This is a genomic window from uncultured Lacinutrix sp. (assembly GCF_947500605.1).
Lineage (GTDB): Bacteria > Bacteroidota > Bacteroidia > Flavobacteriales > Flavobacteriaceae > Lacinutrix.
Genome location: NZ_CANMSJ010000004.1, coordinates 93,964 through 114,563, shown reverse-complemented (window position 1 = coordinate 114,563; position 20,600 = coordinate 93,964). Strand labels below are relative to the sequence as shown.

Annotated in this window: 22 protein-coding genes; 6 read left to right on the top strand and 16 right to left on the bottom strand. The window is 30.1% G+C overall.

What is annotated here, in order from left to right:
* Positions 1-125 precede the first annotated feature (125 nt).
* Positions 126-770, bottom strand: a complete 645-nt coding sequence (locus tag Q0935_RS07645) for a hypothetical protein (RefSeq protein ID WP_299384122.1) — start codon at positions 768-770, stop codon at positions 126-128.
* A gap of 100 nt (positions 771-870) precedes the next feature.
* On the opposite strand from Q0935_RS07645, the gene Q0935_RS07640 reads away from it, so the two are divergent.
* The 3 genes from Q0935_RS07640 to Q0935_RS07630 are packed head-to-tail and all read left to right on the top strand — an operon-like array spanning position 871 to position 3,064.
* Positions 871-1,434 (top strand): sigma-70 family RNA polymerase sigma factor, encoded by a 564-nt coding sequence (locus Q0935_RS07640; protein WP_299384119.1) that lies wholly within the window; start codon positions 871-873, stop codon positions 1,432-1,434.
* The gene (locus Q0935_RS07635) at positions 1,431-2,255 is read left to right on the top strand and encodes a tetratricopeptide repeat protein (RefSeq protein WP_299384116.1); all 825 of its coding nucleotides are present in this window, start codon (positions 1,431-1,433) and stop codon (positions 2,253-2,255) included. The genes Q0935_RS07640 and Q0935_RS07635 overlap by 4 nt, the downstream gene beginning before the upstream one ends.
* Complete coding sequence (locus Q0935_RS07630; protein WP_299384114.1) at positions 2,255-3,064, top strand: DNA/RNA non-specific endonuclease; 810 nt, start codon at positions 2,255-2,257, stop codon at positions 3,062-3,064. The genes Q0935_RS07635 and Q0935_RS07630 overlap by 1 nt, the downstream gene beginning before the upstream one ends.
* Before the next feature lie 14 nt (positions 3,065-3,078).
* Here the strand turns inward: Q0935_RS07630 and Q0935_RS07625 are convergent, their stop codons facing one another.
* From Q0935_RS07625 to gcvP, 4 genes are all read right to left on the bottom strand, one after another.
* Positions 3,079-3,930, bottom strand: a complete 852-nt coding sequence (locus Q0935_RS07625) for a glycosyltransferase family 2 protein (RefSeq protein WP_299384111.1) — start codon at positions 3,928-3,930, stop codon at positions 3,079-3,081.
* Positions 3,931-4,010: 80 nt separating this feature from the next.
* Positions 4,011-4,535 (bottom strand): methyltransferase, encoded by a 525-nt coding sequence (locus tag Q0935_RS07620; RefSeq protein WP_299384110.1) that lies wholly within the window; start codon positions 4,533-4,535, stop codon positions 4,011-4,013.
* Between the two features lie 54 nt (positions 4,536-4,589).
* Complete coding sequence (locus Q0935_RS07615; RefSeq protein WP_299384108.1) at positions 4,590-5,648, bottom strand: 3-oxoacyl-ACP synthase III family protein; 1,059 nt, start codon at positions 5,646-5,648, stop codon at positions 4,590-4,592.
* Positions 5,649-5,745: 97 nt separating this feature from the next.
* Positions 5,746-8,595: an aminomethyl-transferring glycine dehydrogenase gene (gcvP, locus tag Q0935_RS07610; RefSeq protein ID WP_299384105.1), complete on the bottom strand. Its 2,850-nt coding sequence runs from the start codon at positions 8,593-8,595 to the stop codon at positions 5,746-5,748.
* A 130-nt stretch (positions 8,596-8,725) separates the two neighbouring features.
* Between gcvP and Q0935_RS07605 the strand changes: the two genes are divergently transcribed.
* Positions 8,726-9,556, top strand: coding sequence for a hypothetical protein (locus Q0935_RS07605; protein ID WP_299384102.1), 831 nt, complete (start codon positions 8,726-8,728; stop codon positions 9,554-9,556).
* Here Q0935_RS07605 and Q0935_RS07600 read toward each other — a convergent pair.
* From Q0935_RS07600 to purE, 11 genes are all read right to left on the bottom strand, one after another.
* Positions 9,536-9,790 carry a glycine dehydrogenase gene (locus Q0935_RS07600; RefSeq protein WP_299384099.1) on the bottom strand — a complete coding sequence of 85 codons (255 nt, stop codon included), beginning with the start codon at positions 9,788-9,790 and terminating at the stop codon, positions 9,536-9,538. The two genes, Q0935_RS07605 and Q0935_RS07600, sit on opposite strands and share 21 nt — an antisense overlap.
* Before the next feature lies 1 nt (position 9,791).
* On the bottom strand, positions 9,792-10,346 hold the full coding sequence (locus Q0935_RS07595; protein ID WP_055435073.1) for a sigma-70 family RNA polymerase sigma factor: 555 nt from the start codon (positions 10,344-10,346) through the stop codon (positions 9,792-9,794).
* A gap of 46 nt (positions 10,347-10,392) precedes the next feature.
* Positions 10,393-10,788, bottom strand: a complete 396-nt coding sequence (locus Q0935_RS07590; RefSeq protein ID WP_299384096.1) for a hypothetical protein — start codon at positions 10,786-10,788, stop codon at positions 10,393-10,395.
* Between the two features lie 15 nt (positions 10,789-10,803).
* Positions 10,804-11,553 carry a methyltransferase domain-containing protein gene (locus tag Q0935_RS07585; RefSeq protein WP_299384093.1) on the bottom strand — a complete coding sequence of 250 codons (750 nt, stop codon included), beginning with the start codon at positions 11,551-11,553 and terminating at the stop codon, positions 10,804-10,806.
* Complete coding sequence (locus Q0935_RS07580; protein WP_299384091.1) at positions 11,544-12,281, bottom strand: DUF2071 domain-containing protein; 738 nt, start codon at positions 12,279-12,281, stop codon at positions 11,544-11,546. The genes Q0935_RS07585 and Q0935_RS07580 overlap by 10 nt, the downstream gene beginning before the upstream one ends.
* Complete coding sequence (locus Q0935_RS07575; protein ID WP_299384088.1) at positions 12,265-12,666, bottom strand: DoxX-like family protein; 402 nt, start codon at positions 12,664-12,666, stop codon at positions 12,265-12,267. Before Q0935_RS07575 ends, Q0935_RS07580 begins: the two co-directional genes overlap by 17 nt.
* 7 nt (positions 12,667-12,673) lie before the next feature.
* Complete coding sequence (locus tag Q0935_RS07570; RefSeq protein WP_299384086.1) at positions 12,674-13,549, bottom strand: cyclopropane-fatty-acyl-phospholipid synthase family protein; 876 nt, start codon at positions 13,547-13,549, stop codon at positions 12,674-12,676.
* Positions 13,550-13,596: 47 nt separating this feature from the next.
* On the bottom strand, positions 13,597-13,878 hold the full coding sequence (locus tag Q0935_RS07565; protein ID WP_299384083.1) for a hypothetical protein: 282 nt from the start codon (positions 13,876-13,878) through the stop codon (positions 13,597-13,599).
* Positions 13,879-13,933: 55 nt separating this feature from the next.
* Positions 13,934-14,437 carry an ArsR family transcriptional regulator gene (locus Q0935_RS07560; RefSeq protein ID WP_299384080.1) on the bottom strand — a complete coding sequence of 168 codons (504 nt, stop codon included), beginning with the start codon at positions 14,435-14,437 and terminating at the stop codon, positions 13,934-13,936.
* 97 nt (positions 14,438-14,534) lie between these two features.
* Positions 14,535-16,568, bottom strand: coding sequence for a M3 family metallopeptidase (locus tag Q0935_RS07555; RefSeq protein WP_299384077.1), 2,034 nt, complete (start codon positions 16,566-16,568; stop codon positions 14,535-14,537).
* 389 nt (positions 16,569-16,957) lie between these two features.
* Positions 16,958-17,440: a 5-(carboxyamino)imidazole ribonucleotide mutase gene (gene purE, locus Q0935_RS07550; protein WP_299384074.1), complete on the bottom strand. Its 483-nt coding sequence runs from the start codon at positions 17,438-17,440 to the stop codon at positions 16,958-16,960.
* Positions 17,441-17,716: 276 nt separating this feature from the next.
* Between purE and Q0935_RS07545 the strand changes: the two genes are divergently transcribed.
* Complete coding sequence (locus Q0935_RS07545) at positions 17,717-18,754, top strand: T9SS type A sorting domain-containing protein (RefSeq protein WP_299384072.1); 1,038 nt, start codon at positions 17,717-17,719, stop codon at positions 18,752-18,754.
* A 66-nt stretch (positions 18,755-18,820) separates the two neighbouring features.
* Entirely contained in the window at positions 18,821-20,563 is a 1,743-nt protein-coding gene (locus Q0935_RS07540) for a hypothetical protein (RefSeq protein ID WP_299384069.1), read from the top strand.
* Positions 20,564-20,600 lie beyond the last annotated feature (37 nt).

Below are 20,600 nucleotides of genomic sequence, written 5' to 3'. Positions count from 1 at the left end.
AACAATGATTCTATATTTATCGGATTCTCTAAATCATTATTATCTTGACAGTAACAATAATAGCTAAAGCAATTAATAATTATAATAAATAAAATACCTTTTCTAGTCAAAGTAATTATTATTGGTTAATATAAGTAAAAGGTATAAGAATAACTTTCAGCACTACCACCTACTTCTTCTGTTTTGCAACAACCTCTAAAGTTCCACATTTCACAGTTGTCATCAATATTTACAATAAATTCTAAATTATTATTAAAAATAAAATAATTCCTAGCTTCTTCTTTTTCAGATTCAGTTACATTAGATTCAAAACATATTTCAAAAACCGAGGTTGTTTCAACTTCACTTATCTGATACGAAGTATAAGCATTACATAATGAACTACCTATGTTTGTTAATGTTTGGTTGTAAGCAGTTGTTAATATATCTTTGTCTAAACCAAACTGTAAAAATGTAATATTTTGATCAATGTCTAATAATTGATTCCTAACGTTTTGTCTCACAGTTTGATAATCAGATGGAGAATTGTAAAAAGTTTGTATTGGTATATATGTAATTCTCAACTCTATTGTTGCTGAAGTGAAGTTGCCAAATTGGTCTACATAAAAAGAACAGATATCTTGGTTTTGGGATGCTCTTCCTAAGCTGTTAACTTCTGTTTCATTTAAAACATTTTCATTTATTCCTTCAATGTCGGATTCCTCATTAGAACAGCTATTAAATAATATAATACTAAAAGCAAATACTAAAATTAATTTTGTTTTTTTCATTTTTTGTTTTTTATAGGTTTATAACCATCCGTTCTTAATTATATATATTTGTTACCCACTCAAATATAAAATATTATTTCGCTTACTATCTAACTATTCGATGAAAGACAATTCTATCTACTTAAATGCTTTAATAAATGGAGATACAAAACAGATTCTAAATATTTATAAAACTAGTTTCCCAAATGTAAAACGATTTGTACTCCAAAACAGTGGAGAGCAAGCAGATGCCGAAGATGTTTTTCAAAAAGCATTAATGCAATTAACTTTACGTTTAAAAAAAGAACAATTTGAAATTAAGTTTTCTTTCGAAGCGTATCTATTTACTGTTTGTAAAAATTTATGGCGTAGAGAACTAAATAAATCTAAAAAAGAGGTAACAATTAATGGTGTTGCGGAACTAAAGAATGAAGAGCGAGATATAGCTTTATCTACTTTGGAACAAGAACGATGGGAATTCTTTCAAGAGAAATTAGAATTAATCTCAGACAATTGTAAGCAAATATTAAAACGTTTCTTTAAAAAAATGGCATATAAAGATATTGCTATTGAGTTAAATTATAATGATGAAAATGTAGTGAGACAACGTGTTTTTAAATGTAAAACTAAATTGACCGAAATGATAAAAATGGATGTTCGATTTAAAGAATTAAAAGAATTATGAATTTTTCTGAAGACATACTCCAGAACATTGAAGATTATTTAAATGGTAAAATGAATGCTAACGAAATAAAAACATTCGAGAACCAAATAAATGATAATCAAGAGTTTTATGAGGCTGTAAAAATCAATAAAAAATTGAAATTGCAGTACGATGAAACAAATTGGGATTTTATTGAAGATAATAAAAGCAATACAAAACTAAATGAATTAGAAGCCTTATTGAAATCGAATGAGTTTCAAGATAAAAAAAAAGCTATACAAACTGCCAGCGCTTCATATTTTAAAAATGAAGAAGTGAAAAAACTAAATAATAACAAGCCTAAACTTTATTACTTATTAGCATTTGCAGCAGCAGTAATTGTGTTTTTAGGTGTGTTTTTTAATGACAGCACATCTACCAATCAAGAAATTTATAGCGATAATAGTAAATGGGAAGAATTACCATCTTTAGTATCGAGAAGTGAAATAAATGTAGATTTATTATCTGCTGGAGAAAATGCTTTTAATAATAAAAATTATGTATTAGCTAAAGAGAATTTTACATCATTTATCAATGATGATTATCAAGTAAATCCAACAGCATTATTATATTTAGGAATTTCTCAATTAGAACTTGAAAATTATAATGAAGCATTAAATAGCTTTCAGAAAATTGCAGAGAGCAACACTTTAGATCAATCTAAAGGCTATTGGTATAGAGCCTTAACTTACTTTAAAATGGATGATAGAGCTAACGCAATAAAAGAACTAGAGATTATTGTAAAGAGCTCTAAAAATCATAATTTTGAAAAAGCTAAAAAGCTTTTAAAGAAATTAAATTAATGACCAACAAAACAAAATACTCCATACTTACCGCAATAGTTATAATAGGAACATTATTAACTAAAGAATACTTAATTAAAGAAGAACAAGTAAAAGTTGTAAATGGTGGAACAATTGTAAAACAAGATACCAACGAATACTTTTTACCAACAAGTACAACAGGAGAAATTGTGCATCATGATGGTTATAGTTTAAGTTATAGTGAGCCACATGAACAAGCAGAATGGGTGGCATACGAACTCAAGAAATCTCATTTAAGTAGCACGAATTTTAAACGACCGTATTTTGAAATTGATAAAGCGGTAAAAACAACAGCAGCACATTGGCGTAATTATAAAAAATCGGGTTACGATCGCGGACATTTGTGTCCTGCAGGAGATAGGAAATATAGTCAAGCAGCACACGATGAAACTTTTTTAACCAGTAACATCTCACCACAAACACACGAGTTTAATGCAGGTATTTGGAATCGCTTAGAACAAAAAACGCGTTATTGGGCAAGTAAATACGATGGTGTTTTTGTGGTTTCTGGTGGTGTTTTAAAAGGAAGTATGAAAACCATTGGAAGTGAAAAAGTAGCAGTGCCTAATCAGTTTTATAAGGTTATTATCGATAATAATTCTGGAAATACTAAGATGCTAGCTTTCTTAATGGATCACGAAGCTTCTAATGAGCCTTTATATAAATTTGTGGTGTCTGTAGACGAAGTAGAAGAACTAACAGGAATCGACTTCTTTTCAGAATTAGAAGATGAAAAAGAAAATAGGTTAGAGGCTTCGAATAGTTACAAAAATTGGAGCTTTAATTAAAAAATGGAATTCTGCTATATTTTTATTTTTTTTCTTACACCTTCCCATCTAAGTTTCCTAATAAATTTACCTTGCTCTACAGTTACCAGTGGTTCTATGTTTTTATTTTTAGATTTAATATAACCCAAAACTGTGTTTTTAAAATAGAGAAAACTGCGCTTACTAATTGCGCTTTTTAAAGCAGATAATATTGTTAAAGGTAACCCAGAACGCATTTTGTATAATGCTTCTCCTTGTAAGTATTTGCTACTTTTATGATAAGTTTTTCCGGTTGGTTTTAAATGCTTAACCTTTAATAATTTGTCGGTTTTTACTACCCAACCATAATATTGTGCCAACATTACATCCATAGAATCCCAACCAATACTAGCTTTCAAGCCTCCAATATCTTGAAAACATTCTTTTCTGTATGCCTTAAATGGTCCACGAACATGGTTTTTAGATGCTATAGTTTCGTAAATCCATTGATTGCCTTTATTAATATATGCTAAACCTCCTGCTATTCCAACTTTGCTATCTGTATTAAAAAGAGCTACAAGAGACTCTAAATAATTTTTAGGAAGGATAATATCCGCGTCAAATTTGCAAATAATATCATAGTTTTTATCTAATGTTTCAAAGCCTTTGTAGAAGGCATTAATAACTTTACTGCCAGGAATATGTTCTTTGGAAGATTGAATAGAAATACTTTCTAACCAATTATTTTTAGATGAAAAACCATCGATTATTAGTTGTGTGTTATCTGTAGAATGGTCATTCACTACAACTACTTTTTTAGGTAAAAGTGTTTGGTTTACTAAAGATTCAAGCATTAAAGCAATGCAATCTTCTTCGTTGTGAGCAGGAATGATGATGTATATATTCACTTATAAAATTTCAATATAAAAATCACAAATTACAACTTTTTTGAAATTAAAATTTAATGAAACCAATCTGTTTTTAGAATTTACTTTATTCTTTCGGCATAAACAATATAGTAGCGATTGGTAAACCATCTCAAAATTGGACGAATACCAATTTTTTTAGTAGGGTTTGTCCATTGTTTACGATCAATTATTTTCCAACCCGCTTTTTCTAAAAGCCAATCAAATTGCCAATCTTCAAACTCATGATAATGTCTATCCCATTTATCGGTTTTACTTCTGTAAGCTGAAGAAAACCATAAACGCATTGGGATACTAGCAACTAATTTATCTGCTTTAATAGATTTTAAAACGGTATATGGAGAGAGTAAATGTTCGAAAATTTCGAAAGCTGTTACTACTGTAGCGTCAGACTTTTCAATAGCAGAAGTGTCTTCATCTAAATCTTCACCAGTAGTATTTTTAGTTTTAAAGCCACCATTTTTCATGACTTCTGTAAACGGATTTTCTACACCTAAATCTAGAATTTTCTCTTCTGTAGAGATGTGTTTTTCTAAAAATTGATAAGTAAGTCTATATCTTTTATGTGGAAATTTCCCTTCGTACATTATTTAATTCTTTTCATTTCTTATAAATCAGAAATTTTGAAAAACTTAAGAGTTTTAATGTTTATAAACGATTGCATTAATATTCATACCTGCACCAACGCTGGCAAAAATAATAACATCACCTTGATTAATTTCTTGATTCTCAAGTTCACCTTTTAAAATCATATCATATAATGTAGGTACTGTAGCTACACTAGAATTTCCAAGTTTAGTAATAGACATTGGCATAATACCTTCAGGCATTTTCATGTCATGAAGCTTGTAAAAACGCTTTACTATAGCTTCGTCCATTTTTTCATTTGCTTGATGAATTAATATTTTTTTTACATCATTTATACCATAGCCACTTTTTTCTAAACACGATTTTAGAGCTAATGGAACATTGGTTAATGCAAACTCATAGATTTTTCTACCATACATTTTAATGTATCGTCTTTGGCTTGTATTCTTTGGATTATTAGTTTCTCCAAAGAAAATATAATGTGCTTCGTCTAGTGCGAAAGTGGCAGATTCGTGAGCTATAATTCCAGATTCTTCATTGGTTTCTTCTACAATTACCGCTCCAGCGCCATCACTATAGATCATAGAATCTCTATCGTGTTTATCTATAACACGAGATAGTGTTTCAGATCCTATAACCAAGCAGCGTTTAGCTATTCCGGCTTTTATAAATGCGTTAGCTTGAATAACACCTTCAATCCAGCCTGGACAACCAAAAAGTAAATCGTAACCTACACATTTTGGGTTTTTAATTTGAAGTGAATGTTTTACGCGTGATGCTAAACTAGGTACAGTATCACTTTGTTCTGCATCAGGTTTTACATCTCCATAATTATGAGCTACAATAATATAATCTAATGTTTCTTTGTCAATTTTAGCATCTGCAATTGCTTTTTCGGCTGCATAAAATGCAATGTCTGAATTCAACAATTCGGGCTTTATGTAACGCCTTTCTTGAATTCCTGTTATCGCTTCAAACTTATCAACGATAATTTCATTAGTACTATTTATTTTAGAACCATCTGCATTTAAAAATTCATGATTATAGAAATCTTCATTTTTTTCAACAGTGCTCGGAATGTAACTTCCAGTTCCAGTAATTTTAATATTCATATAAAAAGTGAATTGCCTTTAGTTAGTTTGCTAAGATAAGCATCAAAAAATAAAGGCAATTTTTTAGTTATTTATTTTTACGACGTTCAAACGCGTATTATGCTTCCATATAAGCTTCAATTGGAGCACAAGTACAGATTAAATTTCTATCTCCATAGGCATCATCAACACGTCTTACACTTGGCCAGAACTTTGTGTCATGTACGTATTCTAAAGGAAAAGCAGCTTTTTCTCTAGAGTAAGGTAATAACCATTCGTCACTTGTAACCATAGCCATTGTATGCGGTGCATTTTTTAACGGATTATTATCGTCATCCTTCGTTGCTTCAGAAATTTCTTTTCTAATAGAAATCATGGCATCACAAAAACGATCCATTTCTGCTTTGCTTTCACTTTCTGTAGGTTCAATCATCATTGTTCCTGCAACCGGAAAAGATACCGTTGGTGCATGAAAACCATAATCCATTAAACGTTTAGCAATATCAACAACTTCAATACCATTAGCTTTAAACGGACGACAATCTATAATCATCTCATGTGCTGCGCGTCCACGTTCTCCAGAATACAATGTTTCGAATGCACCTTGTAAACGTTGTTTAATGTAGTTGGCGTTTAATATCGCAACTTCTGTCGATTTTTTTAAGCCTTTAACACCAAGCATTTTTATGTAACCATAAGAGATTAAACATGCTAATGCAGAGCCATAAGGTGCTGCAGAAATAGCTGTTATTGCGTTTTCTCCTCCAGTTTTTATAATTGGATTTCCAGGTAAAAAAGGAACCAATTGTTTTGCAACACAAATTGGACCTACACCAGGACCTCCACCTCCATGAGGTATAGCAAAGGTTTTGTGTAAGTTTAAGTGACAAACATCTGCGCCAATGTTACCAGGATTTGTTAATCCTACTTGTGCATTCATATTTGCACCATCCATGTAAACTTGTCCACCGTTATCGTGTACAATTTGCGTAATTTCTTTAATTGCAGATTCGTAAACACCATGAGTAGATGGGTAAGTTACCATTAAGGCTGCTAAATTATCTTTGTGTAATTCTGCTTTCTGGCGTAAATCGTCTACATCAATATTTCCTTCTGCAGTTGCTTTTGTAACAACAACTTTCATTCCAGCCATTACAGCACTTGCAGGATTTGTACCGTGTGCAGAAGATGGAATTAAACATATATTTCTATGATGATCTTCGCGAGATTCGTGATACGCCTTAATTACCATTAATCCAGCATACTCACCTTGGGCACCAGAATTTGGTTGTAAAGAAGTACCAGAAAAACCAGTGATTTCTGTTAATTGATCTTCTAATTCTTTTAATACTGTTAAGTAACCTTTAGCTTGTTCTATTGGAACAAAAGGATGTATACTTCCCCAATTAGGGTTACTTAATGGCAACATTTCTGCTGCTGCATTTAATTTCATTGTACAAGAACCTAAAGAAATCATTGAGTGGTTTAATGATAAATCTTTACGTTCTAAAGTTTTTATGTAACGCATTAATTCTGTTTCAGAATGGTGCGTATTGAAAACGTCTAACGTTAAAAAGTCTGTTTTACGTTGAAGAGTTTCTTGAATATTATTTACTTCTAAAATACTATCGATAGTAAACGTTTCTTTTCCTAAAGCTTCAGCAAAAATTGAAATGATCTCATTTAAATCTACAAGTCTTGTAGTTTCGTTTACAGCAATAGTAACGGTATCTTCATTTGGATAGTAGAAGTTTACGTTGCTTTTTTCTGCTAAAGGCTTCACAACTGCTGCGTTTGATTTTAACTGTATCGTATCAAAAAACGAAGTGTTTGTTTGTTCTACACCTAATTTAGTTAATGCATTTGCTAAAGCAGAAGCTGTGTTGTGTACTTGACTTGCAATAAAGTCTAAACCTTTTGGACCATGATAAACAGCGTACATACCTGCCATAACGGCTAATAATACTTGTGCTGTACAAATGTTAGATGTTGCTCTGTCTCTTTTTATGTGTTGTTCACGTGTTTGTAAAGCCATACGTAAAGCACGGTTTCCATTTTTATCTTTAGAAACACCAATAATACGACCCGGAATATCTCTTTTATAAGTTTCCTTAGTTGCAAAATAAGCAGCATGTGGTCCTCCGTAACCTAATGGGATACCAAAACGTTGCGTTGTACCAACAACAACATCGGCACCAAATTTACCGGGCGCTTCTAGTTTTACTAAACTTAAAATATCTGCGGCAACAGCAACTTTAATACCTGCTGCCTTTGCTTTTTCTATAAATGTTTTAATGTCGCTAACTTGTCCGTTTTTTCCTGGATATTGTAAAATAGCTCCAAAAAAGTCTGAAGAAAAGTCGAATTCATTTTCATTACCAACAACTAATTCTACACCAATTGGAGTAGATCTTGTTTGTAAAAGAGATAATGTTTGAGGTAAAATAGTTTCAGAAACAAAAAACTTAGCTACACCTGCTTTTTTCTGTGCACGTTCGCGAACAGCAAATAATAAACTCATTGCTTCTGCTGCAGCTGTACTTTCGTCTAAAAGAGAAGCGTTAGCTAATTCCATTCCAGTAAGGTCTGTAACCATGGTTTGGAAGTTTAATAAAGCTTCCAATCTACCTTGAGCAATTTCTGCTTGGTAAGGTGTATATGCAGTATACCAACCCGGATTTTCTAAAATGTTACGTTGTATAACAGCCGGTAAAATTGTTGGGTGGTAACCTAAACCTATATAAGTTTTATAAATACTATTTAATTTTGAAAGCTCGTTAATGTGCGAAGAATATTCGAATTCGCTCATAGCAGTATCCAAATTTAAATCAGCTTTTAATCGAATATCGTCTGGAATCGTTTCATAAATAAGTTGTTCCATACTGTCTACACCAATGGCATCGAGCATTAGTTTTTGATCGTTTTCTCTTGGGCCAATGTGGCGTAGTGCGAAAGTATTTGTATTCATTGTAGTTGTGTGATTTTGTGTAGCAAAAATAATGAAAATTAAAAGTGTTATTTCTTAAAAAAAACTAAAGTTTTTAACCATTTAACGGCTTTATTAACAGATACTATTTTTTATGAATTAACTTTGTGTAATGCGATTAATTAAACAACTTTTTGATTTTTATCTAAATAGTAGTATTCACGTGGCTTTAGCCGTGTATGCTTTGGGTTGGATTACGTTAATACAGTTTGGTGTTTCTTATGATGAAAACATTCTTTATTTCATTTTTTTTGCAACTATTACAGGTTATAATTTTGTGAAGTATTTTGGGATAGCAAAATTCCATCATAGAAGTTTAACAGATGCATTAAAAATTATTCAAGTGTTTTCGCTTGTTTGCTTTCTCTTGCTGTGCTATTTCGCAATGCAATTGCAATTAAAGACATTGATTTCTATTGGCGTTTTTGGGTTGATTACTTTCTTATACGCTATTCCTTTTCTTCCTAAAAACTTTTATTTAGATAACCAACAAAACCTTCGAGATGTTAGTGGGCTTAAGGTTTATGTTATAGCTTTAGTTTGGACAGGTGTAACCGTCTTTTTGCCCTTAATTAATGATGATGTACATTTAAATGCAGATGTATACATAACGGCATTTCAAAGATTTGTTTTTGTAGTTGTTTTAATGTTGCCTTTCGAAATTAGAGATTTAAAATTTGATAGCTTAAAGCTGGCAACTATTCCTCAAAAAATAGGAGTGAAGTACACAAAAATAATAGGATTTTTTTTATTACTCCTTTTGTTTGCTTCTGAGTTTTTTAAAGATGAATTAAGCTATGAGAGCTTGGTTAAAACCTTAATTATTGTTTTAATAACACTATGTTTTGTGTTTTTTACAAATAAAAAAAGGAACCGTTATTACAGTTCCTTTTGGGTTGAAAGTATTCCAATTATATGGTTACTAATTATTTTGTTTTGCTAATTCCTTTTCGAAAGCAGACTGTAATTTAGATTTTTCTGTAACGTCTAATTTTACAGGCTTCTTTTTTATAAGCTTAGTTAACTTTGCATTATTTCTAGAGTATTTTCTACAAGCAGCACAAAACGCTAAATGAAAGTTTAGTTTAATTTTTTCCCAAAGTGAAGCTTCTTTATATTGTGTTTTATCACATGTGTGATTTGCTTCTTCACAACTTAGATATATTTTATTACTCATCTTAAAACCAATTTTTTTCTAAGCAACCAGCCATAGCTGTTCTTGCTCTGTGAATGATTACCCAAAGGTTAGACGCAGTAATATTTAATTCATTACAAATAGCTTCTGTATCGTAATTTAAAATAGTTTTCATTTCGAAAACTTGCGCTTGTTTGTTTGGTAATTTTCCTAGACAGTTTTGTATTGCTGTGCCCAGTTCTGTATTCTCTATTGTGTCTTCTGCTGTTTTATCAAAAGGATCTGCAACACGTTCCTCTAGCCAGTCGCCTTCAGTTTCTGTATCGCTATTGTAACTCATTCTAACTTCGGCTTTACCTTTGTTAGAATTTGTTTTACGATAGTGATCTATAATTTTTCTTTTTAAAATAGAAATAAGCCATGTGCGTTCGCTTGCTTCTCCTTTAAAGTTTTTCATAGACTTTAAGCCTGCTAAAAATGTTTCGGAAACCAAATCTTGAGCCATATCTCTATCGTTAACACGAGAAATGGTATAGTTAAAAAGGTAGTCTGAATACAAATTAATCCATTGATTTGGATCTATTTTGTGATCTGGCATAGTTGGCAATTTTTTTCAAAAGTAAAGAAAAAGAATTGTTTTATAACTATTTTAAATATATCAAGAAAAACACAGTAGTTAAATAAATCCATAATATTGAAAATATAATATGCATTATGGTTTCAAATAATTTGCCTTTCCAGAGTTTTGAAGAATAAACAAAGAATTGAAAAAATAATCTAATACTCCAAAATACACCAAGACCAAGTGCTATTTTATTACCTAAAGCTGTAGTTAGTATTTCTTGCGAGCAGGTTAAACATAATAGGCCCATCAAGAAAACAGTAAGCGCAATAAAAAAGGTGTGAGTAGTCATCATTTGCTTGTTTATTAGACTTAGATGTTTTAACTCTATATGCCATTTAAAATACTTTGGAAATGGAATGTGTATTACAGATAATACAATTAAAAGAATGCCTATTATTTTTAAATGAATGTTCATGTTTGCTGTTTTGAATTAAGGCTTGTTAATAATTATAGACATAAAAGGCGTGAATTTTATGTTTTTAAAAGAAGAGAATCCAGCTTTTTTATAAACGGTTTTCCATGTTTTTTTTGAGAAGAAATGAGTAAATCCAATAGAGAAAGCGAAGAAATTTGGTAAATCCCTTAAATGTTCTACCATAATTATTTTTCCAGTTGGTTTACAAATACGATGACATTCTTTTAAAAATAGAACTTTCTCATCATTGTTTCTTATTTCATGTGCAGTCGATAGTAAAAACACAATGTCTGTAGTGTCGTCCTCTAAAGGAATATGTTTAGTAGAGATTTGCCTTGTGTTAGGGTAAGTTAAACTTACTTTTCGCGCTCTTACAATTGCTGGTTCTGTATGCTTTTCTTGATTGTAAAAATCAAACACTTGTAACTCTGCTTTTGGAAATTTATTTTTTATTAAAAAACTTGTCTCATCGAAACCAGCATTAATATTAATAATGTTTTTAGCTTGAGTATCTATATCACATGCTTTCAACCAATTTAAATTATAATACCCAGAATAATCATAAACGTAAGCAGATATAATTAACGGCATTAAAAGCCCGTAAACAAATGAACCGATAACACTATAAAGTATGATGTTTGAACATTCAATATAGAGTAGGCTAAAAATTATAATCGCTAATATGCTTAATCCAATAACATAGAAATGTCTGTTAAAACTTAAAATATTTAAAACGCCTTGAATTTTTTTTCTTTTTATTTCCATAATTCTATTTCTCCTTTTTTCCAGTAGTATGGAATATTTTCTATTACAAAAGCATTTGCTAAAACATGATTTTTAAGGCTTAAAGTGTTTAAGAAATCTATAGAACAGTCTTCAATTTTAATGGGCTTTGGTTTCCAATTTTGTCTTACACCCTGTATTATTAATACTTCTTTAGTGGCATCATTATAAGTAAAAGTAAAAGGAAGTGGGCCTGCAAAGCGTCTTGCTTCTTTCCAATTCTCGAATGGAGAATTTAATGGGAGTTCAGCCTCTTTTTCAAGGTTGTTTACCACTATTTTAAAGTTTGAATGCTGAGAGGATATTTCAGTTTTATCATTTGTAGTTTTTAAATTTACATCTGTAGTTGTATAATTATAATGCGTAAAAATATTACCTATAAATGCCATTTTCCTTTTATCTGTTTCAGATTTTATAATATATAAACCGCGTAAATTTTTGCCCTTTTTGTTGGTGTAACGTACAAAAATGCGGTAACCAATTAAAAAGAAATCGTTTCCCATAAATTTAGGGAAGCCTTTAGGTCTTAAACCTGTTGTTTGTACCATTGCAACTGCAACAAAAGCCCATTTATCTTTAAAAGTATCTAGAGTTAAACACTCTGGAATTAGGTCTTGTAATTGCTCTTTTGGTACTGCAAAAGTTAAAACTGTAGAGCTTTTAAAAAAAGCTTGTACAGCAAAAGGATGATTTTTAAGCTTTGGTAGCATAGTTGTTATTTTCTTTTTTATTAAAATGAAAAGCGCTCACATAAACTAAAACAGCAAATAGTAAAGCGAAAATTATATTTAGTTTTTTCCAGAGTAGTAAATCTTGAGCAGCTATAAATTCAATAATATTCATAGATATTACAATTGTTATTTGAAAAATAGCATTCAGTTTTTGCTTATATCCAGTCAGAATCCAAATCGCTAAACAAACTTCTAAAACACCTATTATTAAAATTAATAATCTTGAATGTCCTGTGTTTAAAACATGAGCAACAATAGTTTCATGTCTTGGTACTTGATTTAGTATTTTACAATACAAACCATTTATAAGCCAAACAGAAGCTAGGATTATGGTAATGATTTTATGTAGTGTTGAACGCTTCATAGTTTGTCTATTTTGTGCAACTTATAATATAATATCCAAAACTCTTCATGTGTAACCCAGATAATAATGCATAAAATGAACCTTTAAGATTATGTAAACTTTCTCTCTTTAACGTATTGAAAGTGAATAATTTTTTCAAAATAAAACCAACAATAGCAAAAGGAACGTGTAATACTGAAGGCGCAACTCTAAAAGAAACGTCATCAATAACTACGTTTTTAAAACCTAAATTTTCTAAATCGTTTTTTACATTATTTATAGAGCCTAAATTTGTTAAACTCCAATGGTCGCAAAGTCTACGATGCGAATAATTTGCACCATAACACAATTCGGTTTCATCTTTTTTTAAAAACGCATCTGCAATTACAAAACGTCCTCCAGGTTTTAAGATACGGTAAGCCTCTTGTAAAGATTCTTTTTTATGTCCAGAATGGCATAAACTTTCTATTGCTAAAGCAGAGTTAAAAGTATTAGATTTAAATGAAGTATGGTTGTAGTTTTCGTTTACAATAGTTCCTTTTTTGTCTTTAAGTAAGCTATTTCCTTTGTCTACTTGAAAGCTTGAAAGCGTTACACCAAAAGCAGTTAAGTTGTTGTGCTTTATTAAAGCGTAGCGCATTGTGCCTCCAACACCACAGCCTAAATCTATTAAATTAGATTTTTCTTTGGTTATGTTTAAACGTTTTAAAACCTGATTATTCATTTCGTTAAGCATGGTGTTTCTTGCAAACGGACTATTTTTAAACGGAATAAAATATCCAAAATGCATGTTTAAATCTTTACTCCAAAACTTATAATCTTCGGTTGCACCATCATAGAAATCTATCATTTCTATTTTTGTTTGCTCTCCTTTTTCTAGGTGATTTATTGTTATTGCTTTCATATTGAAGAATCTTAAAGATTATAGTGTTACTTAATAATTGGTTTGTTTTATAATTGTATTTTCTGAGTTTGAATTATATAGGTTAAAAATCCTATCAAGAAAATAGGAACACTAAAAAGCCAGTTAAATCCACCATTCCAAAGTAAAAAGAAGGTAATTACTAAACCGAAGTACATGTAAATAAATTTGTTTGTTGGAAACAGTATAACAAAGATTAAACTTGCTAAAACTTGTAATCCACCAGTAAATGCAATACCATATGGTCCAAGAAGTAATAATGTTAGTGCAAAGTAGTTTATTATTTTTGTGATTTTGAATGCGATTTTCATGATTTCTAACTATTCTAAACTTTCAGAAAAAATTGAAAGTTTAGTTTAAATTTTTTTATTTGAATAATTTTAGAACAGACTTAGTAATCCAGTTTTGTTTTTGGTCTACCAGTTTGTTAATCATTACATCCATTGTTTCAGTTAATTCGTGTAATGCTTTTGTTTGTTTAATTAGTTCTTTTGTTTTTTCAGTACCATCGTTTTCAATAGAAGATACTTCTTCCAAAACCTTAATAACAGGTTTTATTTCGCGTCTGCTTCTTTCTTTAGCCACAATTCTAGCTAATTCTTGTACGTCTTTTTCAGTTGTAAAAAACTCTTTACGTTCACCAGCAACTAAGGTTTTGGTTACAATTCCCCAATCCATTAATTGGCGTAAATTCATAGAGGTATTACCACGAGAAATTTTAAGATCTTCCATAATCTCTTCCATAGATAATGGTTTTGTAGAAATAAAAAGCAGTGCTTGTATTTGCGCCATTGCCTTGTTAATTCCCCAAAGAGAGCCTAAGCTTCCCCAAGTACTAATAAATTTATCTTTTGCTTCTTGGTAATCCATATTGCAAATATATAATAATTTTTAAACTTTCAGTAATTATTGAAAGTTTGTTTTTATAAAAGAGACTAATTGTTATAATTAGCCTCTTTTTTTTGTCTTATTTTATTAATCCAGCACGTTTCAACAACGCTTCAGGTTTTGGTTCTTGACCTCTAAAACGTTTGTATAATACCATTGGATTTTCTGTTCCACCTTGAGATAGAACATTGTCTTTAAATTTAGTAGCAATTTCCTTATTAAAAATGCCATTCTGTTTAAAGTAATCGAATGCATCTGCATCTAATACTTCTGCCCATTTGTAACTGTAGTAGCCAGAACTGTAACCACCTTGAAAAATATGAGCAAATGCTGTGCTCATGCAATTTTCTTTAACATCTGGAAATAAATTAGTGTCTTTGAATGCTTCGTCTTCAAATTCTTTTACACTTTTTATTGTATTTGGAGCCTCTCCAGCATGCCAAGACATATCTAATAAGCCGAAACTAAGTTGTCTTAAAGTTTGCATACCTTCATGGAAGGTTGCAGATTCTTTAATTTTGTTTACCAATTCCATAGGTATCACTTCTCCTGTTTCGTAATGTTTAGCAAACAGCTCTAAAGCTTCTTGTTCGAAACACCAGTTTTCCATTACCTGACTTGGTAGCTCTACAAAATCCCAAAATACACTTGTTCCAGATAAACTTGGGTAAACTGTGCTAGCAAGCATACCGTGTAAAGCGTGACCAAACTCATGAAATAGAGTGGTAACCTCGTTAAATGTTAAAAGAGAAGGCTTGCTTTTTGTTGGTTTTGTAAAGTTGCAAACTATAGAAACGTGTGGTCTTTCTTCTATACCATTCTTAACAAATTGTGGCTTATAGCTGGTCATCCAAGCACCATTTCTTTTCCCTTTTCTTGGGAAGAAATCTGCATAGAAAATAGAAACTAAATCACCGTTGTTATTAGTTACTTTGTATGTTAAAACTTCTTCGTGGTATTTATCGATATCGTTTATTTCTTCAAATTTTAGGTCGAAAAGTTTTCTAGCGATTTCAAAAGCACCATCAATTACATTTTCTAGTTTAAAATATGGTTTTAATTGCTCGTCATCTAGACTAAATAATTTCTGTTTTAATTTTTCAGAATAATAAGCCGAATCCCATTTTTCTAATCGATCTATACCGTCTAAATCTTTTGCAAAATCTTCTAAGGTTTTAAATTCTTCTTCAGCGGCTGGTTTTGCTTTAGCAAGCAAATCGTTCGAGAAGTTTAAAACTGTTTCTGGCGTTTGTGCCATGCGTTCTTCTAAAACAAAATGCGAATGTGTTTTGTAGCCTAATAAGTTGGCGCGCTCAAAACGTAAGTTTACAATATCTAAAACTATTTGTTGGTTGTCTAAAGCATCGCCTTTAAAGGCTTTACTTCCTGCTACTTTAGAGAGTTGCTCTCTAAGTTCCCTATTGTCTGCATAGGTCATGAAAGGAATATAACTAGGGTAGTCCAATGTTATTAACCAACCTTCTTTTTCTTTGCTTTCTGCTAATTGTTTAGCAGCTTCTTTTGCACCTTCGGGTAAACCAGATAAATCGTCTTCGTTTGTAAGGTGTAACTCGTATTTATTCGTTTCGGCTAAAATGTTTTCTCCAAATTGTAATTTTAATTTAGAAAGCTTTTTGTCTATTTCACGAAGTTTATTTTTGTCTTCTTCGTTTAGGTTCGCTCCATTTCTAGAGAAGCTTTTATATTTTTTATCTAATAGTGTTTGCTGCTCTGTAGTAAGGTTTAAACTTTCTTTTATCTCGTAAACTGCTTTTACACGTTTAAATAAATCTTCGTTTAAAGTGATGTCATTTCCAAAATCTGATAGTATTGGAGAGATTTCTTGAGCTATTTTTTGAATATCTTCACTAGTCTCTGCAGAGTTGAGGTTGAAAAAGATACTAGTAACACGATCTAATTGTTGACCAGAAAATTCTAAAGCTTCAATTGTATTTTTGAATGTTGGATTTTCTTTATTAGTGATAATTGCGTCAATTTCAGACTTTGTTTCTTCAATAAGTTTTAAAATAGCAGGCTTAAAGTGCTCGTTTTCAATTCGAATGAATGGTGCTGAGTTGTATTTTGTCGAAAAAATAGTTGTTAATATGTTCATTTTCAATAATATAGTTTTTATTTTCCGTATATTTTAATAGTAAGCATGTAAAAAATCGAAATAAGTTATAAATTTGCATCAGATTTTTTCTCGAGAGTTGGTTACTCTCTTAAAAATTATTGATTAATAGCGATGAAAAGCCTCAAATTTATTTGAGGCTTTTTTTTATGTCTTTTTTTTAATATAAATGTGAGTTTTAAGAAGGAATCATGTTTTTTGACGATTATTTCAGCTCTTAATCGATTATTTAGATAATTTTGACTGACATCAATAGAATAGCAAGTAAAAGATGGAGTTTTGTATTAAGTTTTTTTGATGTGAGATCTACTCATATATAGAAAGATTAATAGCGATTAAAAGCCCAGGGGACTGGGCTTTTATATTTTATACTATTTAATATTCTTAGAAGCAGTTTCCACTTTTAATTTTAATTCTTCTTTGTAAGCGATAATTTTATCTAAAACAACTTGGTCGCTAGATCCAATTATTTGTGCTGCCAAAATACCAGCATTTTTAGCTCCATTTAATGCAACTGTTGCAACCGGAACACCTCCTGGCATTTGTAAAATTGATAAAATAGAATCCCATCCATCTATAGAATTTCTACTTTTTACAGGAACACCAATAATAGGTAAAGGAGATAAAGATGCTACCATTCCTGGTAAATGTGCTGCACCACCAGCTCCTGCAACAATTACTTTTATGCCACGCGTGTGTGCGTTTTTACTGTAATCGAATAGTTTTTCTGGTGTTCTGTGTGCCGAAACAATATCGACTTCAACTTCTATATCAAAACTCTTTAATATATCTATTGCTTCTTGCATTACTGGAAGATCGCTATCGCTTCCCATTATTACGCCTACTTTGCTCATGGTGTTTTATAGTTCTAATTATTATAATCAATATTACAAAAGTACGTTTTTTAGAGCTTTAAATGAATTGGTTTTAGTGATAATTACTTTGTGTCTAATATTGAGAAAAAGTACTTCTGCATTTCGTGATATATAACCTGCATTTCGTGACATTTATTTTTGTAATCCTTGATTTTGTTGCAGTTTTGGATTGCTATTAATCAATAACTATAAAGCCCTTTGCATTGTTTTGTGCAGAGGGTTTTATTAAAAATGTAACGTAACAACTATAAAAATATGAGACTAAAAATTACTTTATTATGTATTGCTTTTACAGGCGTAATTTATGCGCAAACAACAAATGTTATTAGTACGGGTTTAAATCAACCACAAGACCTGTTTTTTGTTGGAGATGATTTGTATATCGCTAATTATGGAACTAATCAAATTTTAAAAGCAGATATTTCTGTAAATAATCCTACACCTGTATTAGTTGTGGCAAATCAAAGTCCACTTGCTGTTTATGTTGTGGATAATTATTTATTTGTAGGTGGAAATAGTAATGCTTATCAGCGACACAATTTAAATAATATTTCAGAGCCCAATAACTATGCTTTTAATTTAGGAAACATTAGTGCTTTAGCCTTTAATGGTGTCGATAATTATATAGCTTTAAAAGATAATTTTAAAATTAAATACAATAATAATTCTAATACGCAGCCACTAACAGATTATATAAATGTAACAAGACCAAACGATTTGAAAATTGTGGGTACTACCATGTACATTGCAGAAGGAGATACAGAAACCGTATCTAAAGTAGATTTAAGTAATGCAACGCCAACTTTAACAAATGTTATTACAAATATTGGTAGTTCTACTCAGGCTATTGAAGTTTTAAATGATAATTTATTTATAGCAGTTAATAACCCAAATAAAATTTACCGATTAGATTTAACAAGTGCTACTCCTGTTTTAGAAGATGTAGTAACAATGCCAAATAACATTGGTGCATTAAGGGTTAAAGGAAACGATTTATATATAGCTTCTGGCAATACTATTTCAAAATTGGATACTAATACACTTTCTGTAAACGAGGCTAATTTTAATGAGAGTGATTTTAAACTCTATCCAAATCCTGTAACTAATATTCTAAACATTCAATCTACAGAACCAATAACAAGTTTACAACTAATAAATATAAAAGGTCAAGTAGTTTGCAAAACCAACACAGCATTAAAAAATCTGAACATGGGTAGTTACAAAGCTGGTTTATATTTTTTAAAAATTGAAACTGAAAAAGGAACAACAACTAGAAAAGTTGTAAAACAATAGTAACAAGTTATTAAAGAGCTTTGCTTTGCTTTAGGCGAAGGGTTTTTTTGTATGAAAAATTTAATTATGAAAAATTTGAAATCAGTAATAGTATTAATTAGTCTTTTGTTTTGTGTGAAAGGGTTTGGGCAGACAAAAAACGAAGGAGCTTCATTATTAGACTATTTAAAACAAAATAGAACAAATACATTTAAAGATTACGTACAATTACCTTTAGGTGAAAACAAACTATTAATACTATTTAACGATGCAAATAAAGTTAGTTATGCAATATTAAACAGATTACTTCAAAAAGAACTTAATATAAAAATTAAAGATTTAAAATATGAAAATGTTATAGAAAGTAAAATTGAAGCAAACACATTTTACGAAGCGATAAATGATGATGTAAACAAAGTGTTCTCTTCTAAAAAAGAAATAAATTGTTATGAAATTAAAAATGAAAAAAAATCCATTTATTTTATTATTGAAAATGGAGGCCTTTTTGTTAAAAAATATTCTGATTTTACTACTAAAATATATTCTTTAATAGAAGCATCTAAAGATGAATACGACTGTAAAAATGGAAAAGCAGGAGCAAATAAAGTAATAAATAATAATTTAAAAGGAATTAAGAGTACCATATTTTTTGGTAGCGCAGATGCAATAAACAGTAATTCTGCAATTAGCTATTTAAATACAAGCGAAGGCGATAAAATAAATATTGGATTTAATTATAATTATAATGAACGACACTTTTTGAATACAAGTATTTATAAAAACTCTAAAGGTGCATATTTTTTTAGTAATGATGGCTGGCAAAATAATATAGGTGCTAGTTTTACTTATAATTTAGTAAAAAAAGCATCTCAATATTACATTACAGGAGATTGTAATACATTGGAAGAGAAAAGAAATGATTTTTATAAAGAAATTAAAAATGATTTAATAATTTTTAAGAAACAAAAAGAAGCAATAAAAATTGAAATAGATACACTTAAAGCTGAAAAATTAAAAATGTTGGAAACAATTAGCTTAACTATTAAAGATTCTAATAGATTAGAAGTTATAGATTCGCTAATTACAAAATACACAAAAATTCAAAAAAAATCTAAACAAGCTTTTTTAGATGAAAAAAAATATATTCAAGATCGTATTAATAAGTTTGATAGTATAAACGATGTGCTACAAGGACATTATTTATTTTGGACGACAATTACAGGGAATATAGAAAACCAAAACCTAAAATTAGATTCTTTAAATGGTGTTTTATTAGACAACCCAACAAAAAATATTCCTAAACTTAAAATTGGAGTTTCTGGTAATTTATCCAGCTTTAGTTCAAATAACAAAGGTTATAAGAAATATAAAAATGGTTATATTCAAGGATTCGCAAATATTTCTATGAGTAGTTTTTTAGAGTCTATTCAAAAAGACAGAAAGCCAGTTTTAAAAGAAGTAGACGATGAAATTTTTGTTTACGACAATCAAAATAATCAGTTAGGTAGATACCAGGATTTAAAAAGAGCGTATTGGACTGCGAATTTAGGTGCGAATTTTACAACTTTTATTATCTCTAAAAACATAGGTTTTGCTGCAATTTATAACCATAGTTTTGCATTACAAGATTTGGATTTTGTAGATTATAAAAATAGATATTCTGCACAAGTAGGATTAGTTTTTAGAGCACAAGTAGAAAAAGATGTAAACAAAGCAACCTTTAGAATTCTTGCTGGTGCAGAAGATTTACTCTACAATCAAAAAACATTTAAAGAAGCCTCTGTAAAAATAAGTGTAGCAATACCATTTAATGTTTTTACTAAAAAATAAATTATTATATTTAATAACTAATCTTTTTTTTAGTTAT